Origin of the sequence: uncultured Boseongicola sp., assembly GCF_937988555.1 — a bacterium.
In the GTDB taxonomy this organism is placed as follows: domain Bacteria; phylum Pseudomonadota; class Alphaproteobacteria; order Rhodobacterales; family Rhodobacteraceae; genus Boseongicola.
Genome location: NZ_CALJXO010000187.1, coordinates 1 through 13437 on the forward strand (window position 1 = coordinate 1; position 13437 = coordinate 13437).

Genomic DNA, 13437 nt, shown 5'->3' on the forward strand with positions numbered 1-13437 from the left:
TCAAAAAACTGTAGACTTGAGGTGCGCACCTCAAATAGCGTCGAACTACGAAACGATGATTCGGCGTGCAAGAAATGACAGCCGATGACACCTTGGGAGGAAAATCTATGAAGACCATCAAACTGGCATCCGTCAGTGCCCTGAGTATCGCCGCTGCATCCTTAGCAAGCACGGCTCAGGCCGAAGACCTGACACTTTGCTGGGCCGCTTGGGACCCCGCAAACGCGCTTGTTGAGCTTTCGAAAGAGTTCGAAAGCCAGTCCGGCCACAACATGAGCTTTGAGTTCATCCCATGGCCAAACTTCGCGGACCGCATGCTGAACGAGCTGAACTCCGGCGGTAAGCTTTGCGACCTGTTGATCGGCGACAGCCAGTGGATTGGGGGCGGCGCTGAGAACGGTCACTACGTCAAGCTGAACGAATTCTTCGACAAAGAGGGCATCTCAATGTCTGACTTTGCCGATGCGACCGTCTACGCCTATTCGACATGGCCAAAAGGCACGCCAAACTATTACGCTCTGCCTGCCATGGGCGACGCAAATGGTTGGTTCTATCGCAAGGACTGGTTCGGACGCGACGACATCAAAGCGGCGTTCAAAGCTGAAACGGGCCGTGATCTGGCAGAGCCAAAATCACAGAAAGAATTGCTGGAAATCGCTCAGTTCTTCCAGGAACGCGAAATTGATGGCAAAACCGTTTACGGTGCGTCGATCTTTACCGAGCGCGGGTCTGAAGGCATCACGATGGGTGTCACATCGGCCCTGTATCCCTGGGGCTTTAAGTATGAGAATACACCGGGGTCCTATGACATGGAGGGCGCGGTGAATTCGCCTGAAGCTGTCGAGGCGCTGGAATTCTATAAAGAATTCTATGAAACTGCGACACCACCGGGATACACCAACTCTTACATGGGCGAATCTCTGGACGCGTTCAAATCGGGTCAGGTCGCCATGGCGATGAACTGGTTTGCATTCTTCCCGGGCCTTTATGCTGATCCCAACACAGGCGGAGAAAAGATCGACTTCTTCGTCAACCCACCACAGAACCAAGCTGGGTCTACACTGGGCGGGCAGGGCATTTCGGTCGTTGCTTATTCAGACAAGCAGGATGCTGCGCTTGAGTATATCAAGTGGTTTGCCGACCCTGATGTTCAGGCAAAGTGGTGGTCCCTTGGTGGATATTCGGCCCATAATTCGGTGCTGAACGATCCGGGTTTCGTGGACAGCGCGCCATTTGCGGGCGATTTCCTTGAAGCCATGGGATCAGTGCAGGATTTCTGGCAGGAGCCAGTTTACGCGGAACTTCTTCTCGCGATGCAAAAGCGTCTCCATGACTATGTGGTCGCCGATCAGGGCACCGCACAGGAAGCGCTTGATAAGTTGGTCGCGGATTGGACCGAAGTCTTCGAAGACGAAGGCAAGCTTTAAGGCCTCGATGAAGCGCCCCTGACACTTGGGGGCCTTCAAAACTTTTGGTTGGCCCCGCACTTTGCGTGCGGGTCCAACCAACCCCTCACTTATTGCCCGGATCACCGCTCATGTCTGAGACTCCAGCAGCTCGTGCCGCAGCCGTCACGCCTCCAAGCGTTGCACGCAAAATCAGAGGTCTGAGCGATCGTGCCATCGCGTGGATTTTCGTCGGCCCAACGATCTTCCTGCTTTTGGCGATCAACATTTTCCCACTGATGTGGACCATCCGACTGAGCTTCACAGATTTCAAAGCCAACCGAAATCGTGAGGTCGAGTGGATCGGCCTGCGGAATTACCAGCGGATTTTGACGGATAGTGACATCTGGCTGAATATGCAGGCTACGGCGCATTTCCTATTCTGGACGATCTTCTTTCAGGTCGTGATCGGTTTTGCGCTGGCCTATCTGATCAATAAGAAATTCAAAGGCAACGATCTTTGGACGACGATCATCGTGCTGCCGATGATGCTGTCGCCGGCCGTTGTCGGGAATTTCTGGAAATTCCTCTATCAGCCACAAATCGGCTTGTTCAACTATGTGATCGGCTTTTTCACGGGCAAGGATCCGTCGAGTTTCGAGATGCTGGGGCAGGTGAACCTTGCGCCGTGGTCAATTGTTATTGTCGACACATGGATGTGGACGCCGTTTGTAATGCTCATCTGTCTTGCGGGGCTTAGGTCGATACCAGATTACATTTATGAAGCCGCCGAAGTGGACCGGGCGTCGAAGTTGCGACAGTTCTTTACGATCACTGTGCCGATGGTCTTGCCGTTCTTGATGCTGGCGGTCCTGTTTCGAGGCATCGAGAACTTTAAGATGTTCGATCTGGTGGTGCAATTGACCGGCGGCGGACCTGGTTCCACGACCGAATTGACCTCGATCAATCTCAAACGTGAAGCGTTCGAGAAATGGCGCACCGGCTATGCGTCGGCCTATGCGATTATTCTGTTCGTCACGGTTTTCGGGCTTGCCTCGATTTACGTTAAAGCGCTGAACAAGGTGAAAGAACGATGAGCAGTTTCTCTGTCACCGAGCCGTCAAACCGCGCCAAGTGGTTCGCAGGGACCTTGGTTATCGTCTACGCTTTGGTCACCATGGTGCCGCTGGCATGGATCATGCTGACGGGTTTCAAATCGCCCTCAGATGCGATCAGCTATCCTCCCAAAGTGTTATTCGAGCCGACGCTTGAGGGCTATGTGAACCTGTTCACGACGCGTACCCGGCAGACGCCTGAGTTTCTGGACGCAAACCCTCCGCAGACCTGGTATGAAGAGATCGTGCGCGAATACGACATGGTCATCGCAGGCCCCTCGAAGTTTGGGGAGCGCTTTTTGAACTCGGTCATCATTGGATTTGGCTCGACGTTTCTAAGTATCTTCCTCGGCACCCTGTCGGCCTATGCTTTTTCAAGGTTCAAGATACCCTTTGCAGATGACCTTTTGTTTTTCATCCTCAGTACAAGGATGATGCCGCCCATTGCTGTCGCGATCCCGATTTTTCTGATGTACCGCCAACTGGGCTTGTCCGACACGCATCTGGGAATGATCCTGCTTTATACCGGCGTAAATATCTCTCTGGCGGTCTGGTTGTTGAAAGGGTTTATCGACGAAATTCCGCTGGAATACGAAGAGGCCGCTTTGATCGACGGTTACACCCGGTTCCAGGCGTTCTACAAAGTCGTCTTGCCACAGGCCGCGACGGGTATCGCCTCAACGGCGATTTTTTGCCTGATCTTTGCCTGGAATGAATACGCCTTTGCGGTCCTATTGACCTCGGGCACGGCGCAGACTGCTCCGCCGTTCATTCCGACAATTATTGGTGTCGGCGGGCTAGATTGGCCTGCAGTTGCGGCGGGCGCCACGATCTTCCTGCTGCCCGTCATGATCTTTACCATCCTGCTGCGCAAACACCTGCTGCGCGGGATCACGTTCGGAGCTGTTCGCAAATGACCAATTTCTTCACTGGCCTGATGCGCCTCAAGCGCGGACCTTGGGAAATGCTTGCCACGATCCTGATCGGGCTTGGGGTGTTCATGTTGATGCAACCATTCGTGCTTTGGGCCTACACCTATTCATTCATCACAACGCTGGTCGGGACGGTGATGTTCATCATCGTTTCGCACTTCAAGGACTGACCTTTTGGCGCAAATTATCATCAAAAATATCCGCAAGGAATTCGGCGATTTCACAGCTGTGAGGGAATCGAGCTTTACCATCGAAGATGGCGAGTTCTTCATGCTGCTTGGACCGTCGGGCTGTGGTAAAACCACGACCTTGCGGATGATCGCCGGATTGGAATTGCCGACGTCTGGCGAGATCTACCTTGATGGTGAAGAGATCAGCCAGCTTCCTCCTTCGAAGCGTGATATTGCCTTTGTTTTTCAGATGTTTGCGCTTTACCCCCATCTGAATGTCCGCAAGAATTTGAGCTATCCGCTGGTCTCGCAAGGGATGGCGCGGGCGGATGTCAAAAGCAAGGTCGAAGAGGTAGCTGGCATCCTTGGCATTCGTGATATTCTGAACCGGCCCGTGGGAGGTCTGTCTGGCGGTGATCGACAGCGGGTCGCCTTGGGACGCGCCATTGTTCGCGAGCCAAAGGCGTTTATGATGGACGAGCCTTTGGGCGCGTTGGATGCAGAGTTTCGCGAGCACATGTCCGAAGAACTTCGCGCCCTGCACGATCGCATGAATGCGACGACTGTCTACGTCACGCATGACCAGTTGGAAGCCATGCAGATGGGTGACAAGATCGTCGTGATGAACAACGCGGTGGTCGAGCAATTCGGCACGCCACAGCAAATCTATGACAAGCCGGCCTCGATGTTTGTGGCCGACTTCATTGGCTCGCCTTCGATGAACTTTCTTCGCTTTGACGGCTCTGTCGCTGAAGGTGCCGAGAGCGTCGATCTCAACGGCCTGAAGATGGGTGTTCCGCGCCAGATGCAAGGGGCCTCCGGTCCGTTGGTATTTGGTGTGCGACCCGAGCATGTCGCTTTGTCCGACGCCGGGGACTATCGGGGGGAAGTGCTTGCATCAGAGTATCTTGGGACCACTCAGATCATCACGCTGGATACGCCGAACGGCGAGTTGAAGGCGCGGATCGACAGCACGCAGGTTGCAACTGTTGGCGAGAAGGTCGGGCTCAGTTTCGAGGCTCCAAAGATCACCCTTTTTGACGAGGCGAATGGTCGAGCTCTACGCTCGCATCTGAACAACGAGGTGCTCGTAAATGGCTGAAGTTGTTTTAAAAAATCTATCAAAGTCGTTCGGAGGGAATGTTGGTGTCGACGATATTTCGATGACCATTCCAGACGGCGCGTTTGTCGTTCTTTTAGGACCGACAGGAGCCGGAAAAACCACGACGTTGCGTTTGATCTCGGGCCTTGAAAAAGGTGACAGTGGCGAGATTTGGATCGGGGGGCGCAACGTCGCAAGTGAAACCCCAGCGCAGCGCGACGTCGCGATGGTGTTCCAGCAATATTCCCTTTATCCGCACCTGTCGGTCAGAGATAATTTGGCGTTTCCACTAAAGTCTCCGATCCTGAGAACACCTCCCGCCGAGATCGAACGCAAAGTGGCTGAAGTCGCAGATGTTTTGCAGATCACACATAAGTTGGACAACAAGGCGACGGCATTGTCGGGTGGTGAAATGCAGCGCGTTTCCATTGGTCGTGCTCTTGTGCGTGAGCCGTCTATTTACCTTATGGATGAACCTCTTAGCTCGCTGGATGCAAAGCTGCGCACCGATCTTCGTGTGGAATTGAAGCGTATCCAGGCCAATCTTGGTGCGACGCTTTTATACGTGACGCATGATCAGATCGAAGCGATGACGATGGCCACGCACGTTGGTGTTTTGAACGAAGGCAAGCTGGTACAGTTCGGTTCGCCGCGTGAGATCTATGAAAATCCGAACTCGCTTTATGTCGCGGGTCGTCTTGGACTGCCGCGGATCAATACTCTTCCAGCTGATGTCTTCGGGAATGTGCCTTCAGGCACCCACCAGATCGCGATGCGCCCAGAGCATATTGCGCAAGGCGACGGTCTGGAGGCAGACATCCAACGCGTGGAGCATCTAGGCGATCATAACCGGCTGCACCTCAATTTACGGGGACACGCCATAACGACCATTGCCGATCCGGCGACAGACTACCGGCCCGGCACGCAAATCAAAATTTCACCAAGAAGCCCGCTTTGTTTCGACGTTGACGGCAACCGAATTCGCTGAGGAGACCTTGTCATGAACCAGTTCATCAATTCCAAAGAGGCCCTTGTCACGGACGCCCTCGACGGGTTGCTTGAAACATCCGGTGGGTCGCTGACGCGGCTTGACGGATATCCGCATATCAAAGTCGTTTGCCGTGCGGATTGGGACAAGTCCAAGGTTGCGCTTGTCTCGGGCGGCGGGTCCGGGCACGAACCGGCACACGCCGGCTTCGTGGGGCAAGGAATGCTAACCGCAGCGGTATGTGGCGAGGTTTTTGCCTCGCCTTCGGTTGATGCGGTTCTGGCTGGCATTCTTGCCGTGACCGGATCGCCGGGCTGTCTGCTGATTGTGAAAAACTATACCGGCGACCGTTTGAACTATGGTCTTGCCGCAGAGCGCGCCCGCGCTTTTGGATTGCGCGTTTCGATGGTGGTTGTCGATGATGACATAGCGCTTCCCGACTTGCCGCAGCCGCGTGGCGTGGCAGGAACGCTTTTTGTGCACAAAATCACCGGAGCCATGGCAGAGGATGGCGCGGATCTGGACGCCGTTACCAATGCGGCCGAAAGCGCTATCAAGGCGATGGCATCCATTGGTAAATCGCTGGATACCTGCACGGTTCCGGGGTCAGCGAAGGAAGATCGCATCGCGCCGGGTATGGCCGAACTGGGCCTTGGCATTCATGGCGAGGCGGGCGTACAGCAGGTTGCATTCACCGGCGCGCGCAACGCAATGGATTTGGTGTTGGAAAAGCTGGAGCCGATGATCGGGTCGGGCCCGCATGTGGCTATTTTGAACAACCTTGGATCAACGACACCGCTTGAAATGAGCATTCTTGCCCATGAGCTCGCCAACTCTGATAAAGCGTCGAAAATTAAACATATTATTGGTCCGGCCCCAATGATGACCTCGCTTGATATGCATGGGTTCTCGGTGTCTGTTTTGCCGGTTGACGCTGAAAGTCACGCCTTGCTGGCCAGGCCGGTTGACTTGCCTGCGTGGCCCGGAATGAAAGACATATCGCCGGTCCAGGTGCGTCCCTTGCCGGATGGTTTAAGCCCGATCCAGCCGATCGCCTCGGCGAACGCCGAAACGCGACGTGTCTTAAATCAGTGTTGCGATTTGCTGATCGCGGCTGAAGAGGACCTGAACGCGCTGGATTTGAAATCGGGAGACGGTGATACCGGGAGTACGCTTGCAACGGCGGCGCGGGCTTTGAAGGGATCGTTGGACCGTTTGCCTCTTGCCGACCTTACGCAACTGTTTCGCGCAGTCGGCAATGAGTTGAGCCAGACCATGGGGGGATCCTCGGGGGTTATTCTGGCGATTTTCTTTGGCGCGACCGGTGACGCTTGCGCCAGTGGAAAGCCAACGACCAAGGCGCTTTTGGCGGGTCTTGATCGAATTTCTCAAGTTGGCGGGGCGTCGCGAGGTGATCGTACAATGATCGACGCGCTTGAACCCGCTTTGCTTGCTTTGCCAGACGGGATGGATGCGGCCGCAAAAGCCGCCCGTGCTGGCGCGATTAAGACGGCCTCAATGGGGCGCGCAAAGGCAGGTCGCGCAACCTATGTTCCGACGGAAAATTTGATAGGTCACAATGACCCGGGTGCCGAAGCCGTAGCGCGGCTTTTTGAAGGATTGGCCAAAGCGATTTAGAGACGCAAAAGGACGCAATGAAGCAAGGAAACGACCCACAGCTTAATCCGACGATCAACGACATTGCCCGTGTCGCTGAGGTAAGCCTTGCGACCGTTGACCGGGTTTTGAACGCGCGCCCTGGTGTCCGCGAGGCTACGGTTCAGAAGGTGAATCAAGCGATCGCTGATCTCGGCTATGTGCGCGACACGGCTGCGGCCAATCTGGCGCGTGGGCGTGTTTACAATTTTGTCTTCATTCTGCCGTCAAATAAAAACGAGTTTCTATTGTCGTTGGAGACGCAGATCGAGCAGCTGAACGCAGGGCTGCGCCACGAGCGGACACGGTTATCTTTCGTGCACGTTGCGGCGTTTGACCCTGTGGCGCTTGCGGTTGCGATTGACGCGATTGATGTCACGCGCGTCGATGGTGTCGCGATATTTGGCCCCGAAACGCCGTCGGTCCGCGATTCCGTTGCGCATCTCAAAAAGAATGGCGTCACGGTTGTGTCTCTTGTGGCGGACATCCCCAGTTCGGAGCGAGATCATTATATTGGGGTGGACAATGTTGCGGCTGGGCGAACAGCCGCGCAGTTGCTCGGCCGGTTCTTAGGCACCAGACGGGGCGAGGTATTGGTGCTGACCGGGTCTATGCTCGCGCGCGATCACCTTGAGCGTCGGCTGGGATTTGACGAAGTAATGGGCCGAGACTTTCCGCATCTGCGGGTACTCGCCTCGCTTGAAGGGCGCGACGATCCCGGATTGATCGAGCGACTTTTGCCGGACGTGTTGTCGGACAATTCCGATATCATCGGTATTTACTCGTCGGCGGCGGGAAATGAGGGGCTCCTACGGTTTTTGGCAACGGAACCCGCGTTGGAAAACCCCGTAGTGGTGGCGCATGAATTGACGCCATTGTCACGAAATGCTCTGAACTGCGGGCTTTTTGATGCTGTCATTAGTCAGGATTCGGGGCACCTTGTGCGCAGCGCGGTGAGGATTATGCGCGCCAACAGTGACCGTATGCCGATCAACATGGCGCAGGAGCGCATTCGCATCGACGTCTATCTGAAAGAGAATATGCCGCCAGATGCGGTGCCTAATTGGGAGGCTAATCCATGAAGACAATCAAAGGACCGGCGCTGTTTTTGGCGCAATTTGCAAGCGATGAAGCACCGTTCAATTCGTGGGATTCCATTACGAAATGGGCCGCCGACTGCGGCTATAAGGGCGTGCAGGTGCCTAGCTGGGACGCGCGCCTGTTCGATCTCGACCGCGCCGCAACAAGCAAGGACTACTGCGACACCTTCAAAGGTGAGGCCGTAGAGAACGGCGTCGAGGTCACGGAACTGTCGACGCACCTGCAAGGTCAGCTTGTCGCGGTACATCCGGCATATGATGCTGCGTTCGACGGTTTTGCCGATCCGTCGGTGCACGGCAATCCGAGGGCACGGCAAGAATGGGCTGTCGATCAGATGATGAAGGCTATCTCGGCCTCGGCGAATTTGGGCATCCACGATCATGTGACCTTTTCCGGCGCGCTTGCTTGGCCTTATGTGTATCCTTGGCCGCAGCGACCTGCGGGTTTGGTTGAAACTGCGTTTGACGAACTTGCCAAGCGCTGGCGTCCAATTCTGGACCACGCCGAAGACAATGATGTGAACATTTGCTACGAAATCCATCCCGGTGAAGACCTGCACGATGGAATAACGTTTGAGATGTTTCTTGAGCGTGTCGATAACCATGCGCGCTGCAATATGCTATACGCTCCGTCTCACTACGTGCTGCAATGCCTTGATTATCTGGACAATATCGATATCTACAGGGACCGAATCAAGATGTTCCACGTCAAAGATGCCGAGTTCAATCCGACGGGGCGACAGGGCGTTTATTCCGGCTATCAGCCATGGGTTGATCGGGCCGGACGGTTTCGCTCGCTCGGAGATGGGCAGGTTGATTTTGCAGCCATTTTCTCGAAAATGGCCGCGATGGATTTCGACGGATGGGCCGTCGTCGAATGGGAGTGCTGCCTGAAACATCCCGAGGACGGTGCACGTGAAGGCGCTCAGTTTGTGAAAGACCACATCATCCGCGTGACAGAGCGCGCGTTTGACGATTTCGCTGGCGGTGGAACAGACGAGATTGCGAACCGCAAGATGCTGGGATTATCATAAATGGCACGCATCAGACTTGGAATGGTTGGCGGCGGCAACGACGCGTTCATTGGAGGTGTTCATCGCATTGCATCGCGCATCGATGACCGGTTCGAGCTTGTCGCTGGTGCGTTGTCATCGACGCCGAAAAAGGCGCGCGCTTCGGGTGAGGCGCTTGGCCTCCCGCGTATTTACGATGACTTCAGGCAAATGGCGATCCGGGAAGCGCGTCTGAAAAGCGGGATCGAGGCCGTCGCGATTGTGACACCGAACCACATGCACTATCCGGCCGCACGGGAGTTTCTCAAGCGTGGGATCCACGTGATCTGTGACAAGCCGCTGACGTCGACGCTTGCTGATGCAAAGAAGCTGGTGAAAGCCGCCGAGAAGTCGGAGGCGCTTTTTGTGCTGACGCATAATTACACTGGCTACCCGATGGTGCGTCAGGCACGTGAGATGGTGGCGGATGGCATCATCGGTAAGGTGCGCGTCGTCCAGGTGGAGTATCCGCAGGATTGGCTGACCAAGGAAGAGACGTTCAAACAGGCCGAGTGGCGTACCGACCCGGCAAGGTCCGGGGCCGGCGGCTCAACCGGTGATATTGGCACCCACGCCCACAATCTTGCGCGCTTTATTACCGGTCTTGAAGTAGAGAGTCTGGCGGCAGACCTCGATGCTTTTGTGCCGGGACGTCAGGTTGACGACAACGCGCATGTGATGTTGCGGTTTCATGGCGGCGCCAAGGGCATGCTCTGGTGTTCGCAGGTCGCTCCCGGCAACGAAAACGCGCTGCGTATTCGCATATTTGGCGAAAGTGGCGGGTTGGAATGGGCACAGGAAGACCCGAACTATCTTTGGCACACGCCGTTTGGCGAAGCCAAGCACCTGCTCACCCGCAATGGAGCTGGGGCCGGGGACGCGGCAGGTCGCGTAAGCCGTATACCGCCCGGTCATCCCGAAGGGTATCTGGAAGGGTTTGCGACAATCTACAGCGAAGCTGCAAATGCTATAGAGGCGCATCGCGATGGGAAAGCGCCGGACCGTGATGTCATCTATCCGACGGTTTTGGATGGATTGCGGGGTGTAGAATTTATTGACGCCTGTGTGAGGTCTTCCCAGAGAAATTCGGCCTGGGTTACGTTGTGAAAGACAGCAAAGGGTGCCGTCAGAATTCGCGGCGAGAACAGCTACTCAAAGTTTCGCATTCGTTGAGCGGCAGATCAATTTGCAGATTATCAAAGTTCGACCAAACCGGCGCTAAGCTCCCAGAGTTTCTTTGAACGCTGGCTATCTGTTGCTCCGGAGGAAAGGCCTTGGGCAAATGCCTTTCGATCAACCTGTTGTCTGTTGACCCAGCTCCAATGAACCCCTGACTGCGCGAACTCCGGGTCGGCGACAACTTGTGCGACACGGTCTCCAGACAAAGGCTGCGACACGTACCCTTTGGTAATGTTCTTTCGGAACCACGGAAAGATCCTCTGAAAAAGTACTGGTGCATTGCGAAACAGCGGCGTGTCGGCCGCGCATCCGGGATACAGCATGCTGAACACGATACCTGTGGCGTCGTGAAGGCGCGTGTGCAGATCTCGGCTCATCATCATGCAGCAGAGCTTGCTGTCCTTATAGGCTTTGCCTGGTTTGAACGGCTTTCCGTCAATCATCTAAACTGGTGCTTTGAAGCCATCCAGAGATCCTTGGAAATTCCCCAGATCCGCCGGCGCAGGGATAGGGACTTTGCCACCAAACTCTTCGGAATTTGCCGTCACCGTGCCGAGTGTCACCAGCCGCGGCGCTGGAGATTTCTGTAAGTCCTCCAACATCAGATTGGCCAGCAGAAAGTGGCCTAAATAATTGCTTGCAAAGCTGATCTCAAGGCCTTCCGGTGAGCGCATGGCCCTTTCGGTTGCGCAGGTAGGTTGCGGCATTACAAACAAGCGCATCGAGCGCTTGGTCTTTCGCGTGGAATGCGGTGTGAAAGGTGCGGACGCTATCGAGCGATCCAAGGTCCAGATGCGCGATCTCGAAGCCGTGATCCGGCAGATCAAGACTGCGTGCTGCCTGTTGCGCTTTTTCCAGATCTCGACAAGCCATAATCACATACCAGCCCTTGTCGATCAGGGCGCGTGTCGCATGCAAACCAATGCCAGAGGACGCGCCGGTTACAATGGCAAGTGGTTTGTTTGCGAGGGTCATTCAGGGGATGCCTCGATTGTTGGATAAATTGGTTTGCGCATCCGAAGACTTCTACATAGTTGCGTTGATTAAAACGCATCGGAAACCTCTTTGATCGGACCGATGCCTATTTCCGGAAGTTTCGTGGCTTTGGTATTGCTGAATGTCGTCGAGGTCAGCGGCAAGGGAAAGCGGCTTGCGCTTGAAACGCCTTGTCCTTCAAATACGTCCCGCGATCGGATACGTCCCTATTCTGAGACGGCGATTGGACTTCAGAATGCAACCTTGGATACACTTGGCGACGGCAACCGCTCCACAAGGGGACACTCTACGGCTTTTGCGCCGGGGCGATGAGTTCTCGATCCGCCTTGAAGGTGGCAACGAGTTAATGAACAGCCGCCTTGGCGGGTCGGAAGAAGCGCTTGCAACGTATGCGTTGGAACTTCTGGCCGGTCACGCAGCGCCATGCGTGCTGATCGGTGGACTTGGAATGGGCTTCACTCTGCGCGCCGCGCTGTCGGTCGCACCGCCCGATGCACGTCTGATCGTCTCAGAAATTGTTCCCGATCTGATCGACTGGGCCTCGCAGCATATGGCGGAAGTTTTCGGGGAATGCCTTGCAGACCCGCGCGTGGAGATCAGAACGGGCGATGTCGGCGCCGAGATAAGTGGCGCATGCGGGGCGTTCGATGCAATCCTGCTTGATGTCGACAACGGCCCCGATGGCCTTACGCGTGCAGACAACGACGCGCTTTACGGGCGGGCAGGGCTGCTATCGGCGCGTCGGGCACTGACATCTGGCGGTGTTCTTGCCATTTGGTCAGCCACGCACGACCCGGCTTTTACCAAACGGCTGTCCGAAAGCGGCTTCGGCGTTAACGCACGAACGGTTCGCGCCAGTCGCGCCAAGCGAGGCAGCCGCCACACTATCTGGACCGCTGTTAGATCCGGGATTTGATTTTCACAAATTTGGAGCTGCTGAAAAAGTTGGCTTTAAGCCCAACCTACCAAGGCGGATTTTTGTAGTTGTACTGTGTTCCGAAGCTGGCTGAAGGCATGCGAACGTCAAGTTAGAGGGCACATTACCAACACCTGTAAATTCGAAAGAAATGGAACGCGAAGGCTGGAGCGATCCGGATATTGCCAAAGGCTATGCCGCTGAGTTCGAGGTCGCTACGCGTGTTGTTGCGGAAAAGCTTTCGGATGCGGTTGTGGCGGGGCCAGAGAGAAAGGTTCTTGATCTGTGCACCGGCATGGTGTGGTTGCGGTGGAGCTTTTAGCGCGTGGGCTAACGTTACCGGACTAGATTTCTGAGCGGCAATGATTTCGTTGGCGCAAGTTGTCGCTCCCGGAGCGATGTTTGTTCAGGGCGATGCGATGGCGATGGACTTCGCAGACAATAGCTTGGATGCAGTTACTATAGGGTTCGGTGTTCCGCATTTGCCAGACCCCTCGCGTGGACTAGCGGAAGCGGCCCAGGTACTTAAGCCGGGCGGGAGAATCGCGTTTTTAATCTGGCGATGCAAAGGCTCCGACGTCGCATTCGGTTGGCTCTTCGATGCGCTTGCGCGTCTTGGAGAACCTTCGGTGACACCGCCGTCAGGGCCGGCCGTGCATCTGCTAGTAGATAGCGACATTGCGGAACCTATGGTTGCCAATGCAGCCTTTGCCGATATCCAGTTTACCAACGTTGCCACCGAGCTCGGAGTGAAAATCCCAAAGACGTTGTTTGATACTTTTGACCGAGGTGCAGTCCGTGCGGCGTCGCTCTTGGGAGGGCAGCCCACTGCGCAACGTGATGCTA

At 55.5% G+C, this 13437-nt stretch carries 16 protein-coding genes; 13 read left to right on the forward strand and 3 right to left on the reverse strand.

The window, feature by feature from the left end; all coding sequences use genetic code 11:
- Window positions 1-107 precede the first annotated feature (107 nt).
- The 10 genes from Q1B15_RS10155 (at window position 108) to Q1B15_RS10200 (ending at window position 10607) form a co-directional block, all read left to right on the forward strand.
- Window positions 108-1427, forward strand: coding sequence for an extracellular solute-binding protein (locus tag Q1B15_RS10155; RefSeq protein WP_299753593.1), 1320 nt, complete (start codon window positions 108-110; stop codon window positions 1425-1427).
- Window positions 1428-1537: 110 nt separating this feature from the next.
- Window positions 1538-2482 carry a sugar ABC transporter permease gene (locus Q1B15_RS10160; protein ID WP_299753595.1) on the forward strand — a complete coding sequence of 315 codons (945 nt, stop codon included), beginning with the start codon at window positions 1538-1540 and terminating at the stop codon, window positions 2480-2482.
- Window positions 2479-3417: a carbohydrate ABC transporter permease gene (locus Q1B15_RS10165; RefSeq protein ID WP_299753597.1), complete on the forward strand. Its 939-nt coding sequence runs from the start codon at window positions 2479-2481 to the stop codon at window positions 3415-3417. The genes Q1B15_RS10160 and Q1B15_RS10165 overlap by 4 nt, the downstream gene beginning before the upstream one ends.
- Window positions 3414-3602, forward strand: a complete 189-nt coding sequence (locus Q1B15_RS10170; RefSeq protein ID WP_299753599.1) for a hypothetical protein — start codon at window positions 3414-3416, stop codon at window positions 3600-3602. The genes Q1B15_RS10165 and Q1B15_RS10170 overlap by 4 nt, the downstream gene beginning before the upstream one ends.
- 4 nt (window positions 3603-3606) lie before the next feature.
- On the forward strand, window positions 3607-4704 hold the full coding sequence (locus Q1B15_RS10175) for an ABC transporter ATP-binding protein (RefSeq protein WP_299753601.1): 1098 nt from the start codon (window positions 3607-3609) through the stop codon (window positions 4702-4704).
- Entirely contained in the window at window positions 4697-5692 is a 996-nt protein-coding gene (locus Q1B15_RS10180; RefSeq protein ID WP_299753603.1) for an ABC transporter ATP-binding protein, read from the forward strand. The genes Q1B15_RS10175 and Q1B15_RS10180 overlap by 8 nt, the downstream gene beginning before the upstream one ends.
- Before the next feature lie 12 nt (window positions 5693-5704).
- The gene (locus Q1B15_RS10185) at window positions 5705-7330 is read left to right on the forward strand and encodes a dihydroxyacetone kinase subunit DhaK (protein WP_299753605.1); all 1626 of its coding nucleotides are present in this window, start codon (window positions 5705-5707) and stop codon (window positions 7328-7330) included.
- 17 nt (window positions 7331-7347) lie between these two features.
- Window positions 7348-8430: a LacI family DNA-binding transcriptional regulator gene (locus Q1B15_RS10190; RefSeq protein ID WP_299753607.1), complete on the forward strand. Its 1083-nt coding sequence runs from the start codon at window positions 7348-7350 to the stop codon at window positions 8428-8430.
- On the forward strand, window positions 8427-9482 hold the full coding sequence (locus Q1B15_RS10195) for a sugar phosphate isomerase/epimerase family protein (RefSeq protein WP_299753609.1): 1056 nt from the start codon (window positions 8427-8429) through the stop codon (window positions 9480-9482). The genes Q1B15_RS10190 and Q1B15_RS10195 overlap by 4 nt, the downstream gene beginning before the upstream one ends.
- Window positions 9483-10607 carry a Gfo/Idh/MocA family oxidoreductase gene (locus Q1B15_RS10200; protein WP_299753611.1) on the forward strand — a complete coding sequence of 375 codons (1125 nt, stop codon included), beginning with the start codon at window positions 9483-9485 and terminating at the stop codon, window positions 10605-10607.
- An 89-nt stretch (window positions 10608-10696) separates the two neighbouring features.
- Here the strand turns inward: Q1B15_RS10200 and Q1B15_RS10205 are convergent, their stop codons facing one another.
- Genes Q1B15_RS10205 through Q1B15_RS10215 form a run of 3 tightly spaced genes read right to left on the reverse strand, consistent with a single transcriptional unit; the run spans window position 10697 to window position 11654 of the window.
- Complete coding sequence (locus Q1B15_RS10205; RefSeq protein ID WP_299753613.1) at window positions 10697-11122, reverse strand: hypothetical protein; 426 nt, start codon at window positions 11120-11122, stop codon at window positions 10697-10699.
- A complete protein-coding gene (locus Q1B15_RS10210) occupies window positions 11123-11353 on the reverse strand; it encodes a hypothetical protein (protein ID WP_299753624.1) in 231 nt (76 codons plus the stop codon).
- The gene (locus Q1B15_RS10215; RefSeq protein ID WP_299753615.1) at window positions 11331-11654 is read right to left on the reverse strand and encodes an SDR family NAD(P)-dependent oxidoreductase; all 324 of its coding nucleotides are present in this window, start codon (window positions 11652-11654) and stop codon (window positions 11331-11333) included. Before Q1B15_RS10215 ends, Q1B15_RS10210 begins: the two co-directional genes overlap by 23 nt.
- A gap of 256 nt (window positions 11655-11910) precedes the next feature.
- Between Q1B15_RS10215 and Q1B15_RS10220 the strand changes: the two genes are divergently transcribed.
- The 3 genes from Q1B15_RS10220 to Q1B15_RS10230 form a co-directional block, all read left to right on the forward strand.
- Window positions 11911-12591, forward strand: coding sequence for a spermidine synthase (locus Q1B15_RS10220; RefSeq protein WP_299753617.1), 681 nt, complete (start codon window positions 11911-11913; stop codon window positions 12589-12591).
- A 151-nt stretch (window positions 12592-12742) separates the two neighbouring features.
- Window positions 12743-12913, forward strand: a complete 171-nt coding sequence (locus Q1B15_RS10225; RefSeq protein ID WP_299753619.1) for a hypothetical protein — start codon at window positions 12743-12745, stop codon at window positions 12911-12913.
- A gap of 40 nt (window positions 12914-12953) precedes the next feature.
- On the forward strand, window positions 12954-13437 hold a 484-nt coding region (locus Q1B15_RS10230; RefSeq protein WP_299753621.1), incomplete at its 3' end, for a methyltransferase domain-containing protein.

Bases quoted from the DNA above. Each gene is read 5' to 3' on its own strand.
- Q1B15_RS10200 (WP_299753611.1), top strand. From the start codon at position 9,483: ATGGCACGCATCAGACTTGGAATGGTTGGCGGCGGCAACGACGCGTTC.
- Q1B15_RS10165 (WP_299753597.1), top strand. From the start codon at position 2,479: ATGAGCAGTTTCTCTGTCACCGAGCCGTCAAACCGCGCCAAGTGGTTC.
- Q1B15_RS10225 (WP_299753619.1), top strand. From the start codon at position 12,743: ATGGAACGCGAAGGCTGGAGCGATCCGGATATTGCCAAAGGCTATGCC.
- Q1B15_RS10205 (WP_299753613.1), bottom strand. From the start codon at position 11,122: ATGATTGACGGAAAGCCGTTCAAACCAGGCAAAGCCTATAAGGACAGC.
- Q1B15_RS10195 (WP_299753609.1), top strand. From the start codon at position 8,427: ATGAAGACAATCAAAGGACCGGCGCTGTTTTTGGCGCAATTTGCAAGC.
- Q1B15_RS10155 (WP_299753593.1), top strand. From the start codon at position 108: ATGAAGACCATCAAACTGGCATCCGTCAGTGCCCTGAGTATCGCCGCT.
- Q1B15_RS10190 (WP_299753607.1), top strand. From the start codon at position 7,348: ATGAAGCAAGGAAACGACCCACAGCTTAATCCGACGATCAACGACATT.
- Q1B15_RS10210 (WP_299753624.1), bottom strand. From the start codon at position 11,353: ATGCGCTCACCGGAAGGCCTTGAGATCAGCTTTGCAAGCAATTATTTA.
- Q1B15_RS10215 (WP_299753615.1), bottom strand. From the start codon at position 11,654: ATGACCCTCGCAAACAAACCACTTGCCATTGTAACCGGCGCGTCCTCT.
- Q1B15_RS10220 (WP_299753617.1), top strand. From the start codon at position 11,911: ATGCAACCTTGGATACACTTGGCGACGGCAACCGCTCCACAAGGGGAC.
- Q1B15_RS10170 (WP_299753599.1), top strand. From the start codon at position 3,414: ATGACCAATTTCTTCACTGGCCTGATGCGCCTCAAGCGCGGACCTTGG.
- Q1B15_RS10180 (WP_299753603.1), top strand. From the start codon at position 4,697: ATGGCTGAAGTTGTTTTAAAAAATCTATCAAAGTCGTTCGGAGGGAAT.
- Q1B15_RS10185 (WP_299753605.1), top strand. From the start codon at position 5,705: ATGAACCAGTTCATCAATTCCAAAGAGGCCCTTGTCACGGACGCCCTC.
- Q1B15_RS10160 (WP_299753595.1), top strand. From the start codon at position 1,538: ATGTCTGAGACTCCAGCAGCTCGTGCCGCAGCCGTCACGCCTCCAAGC.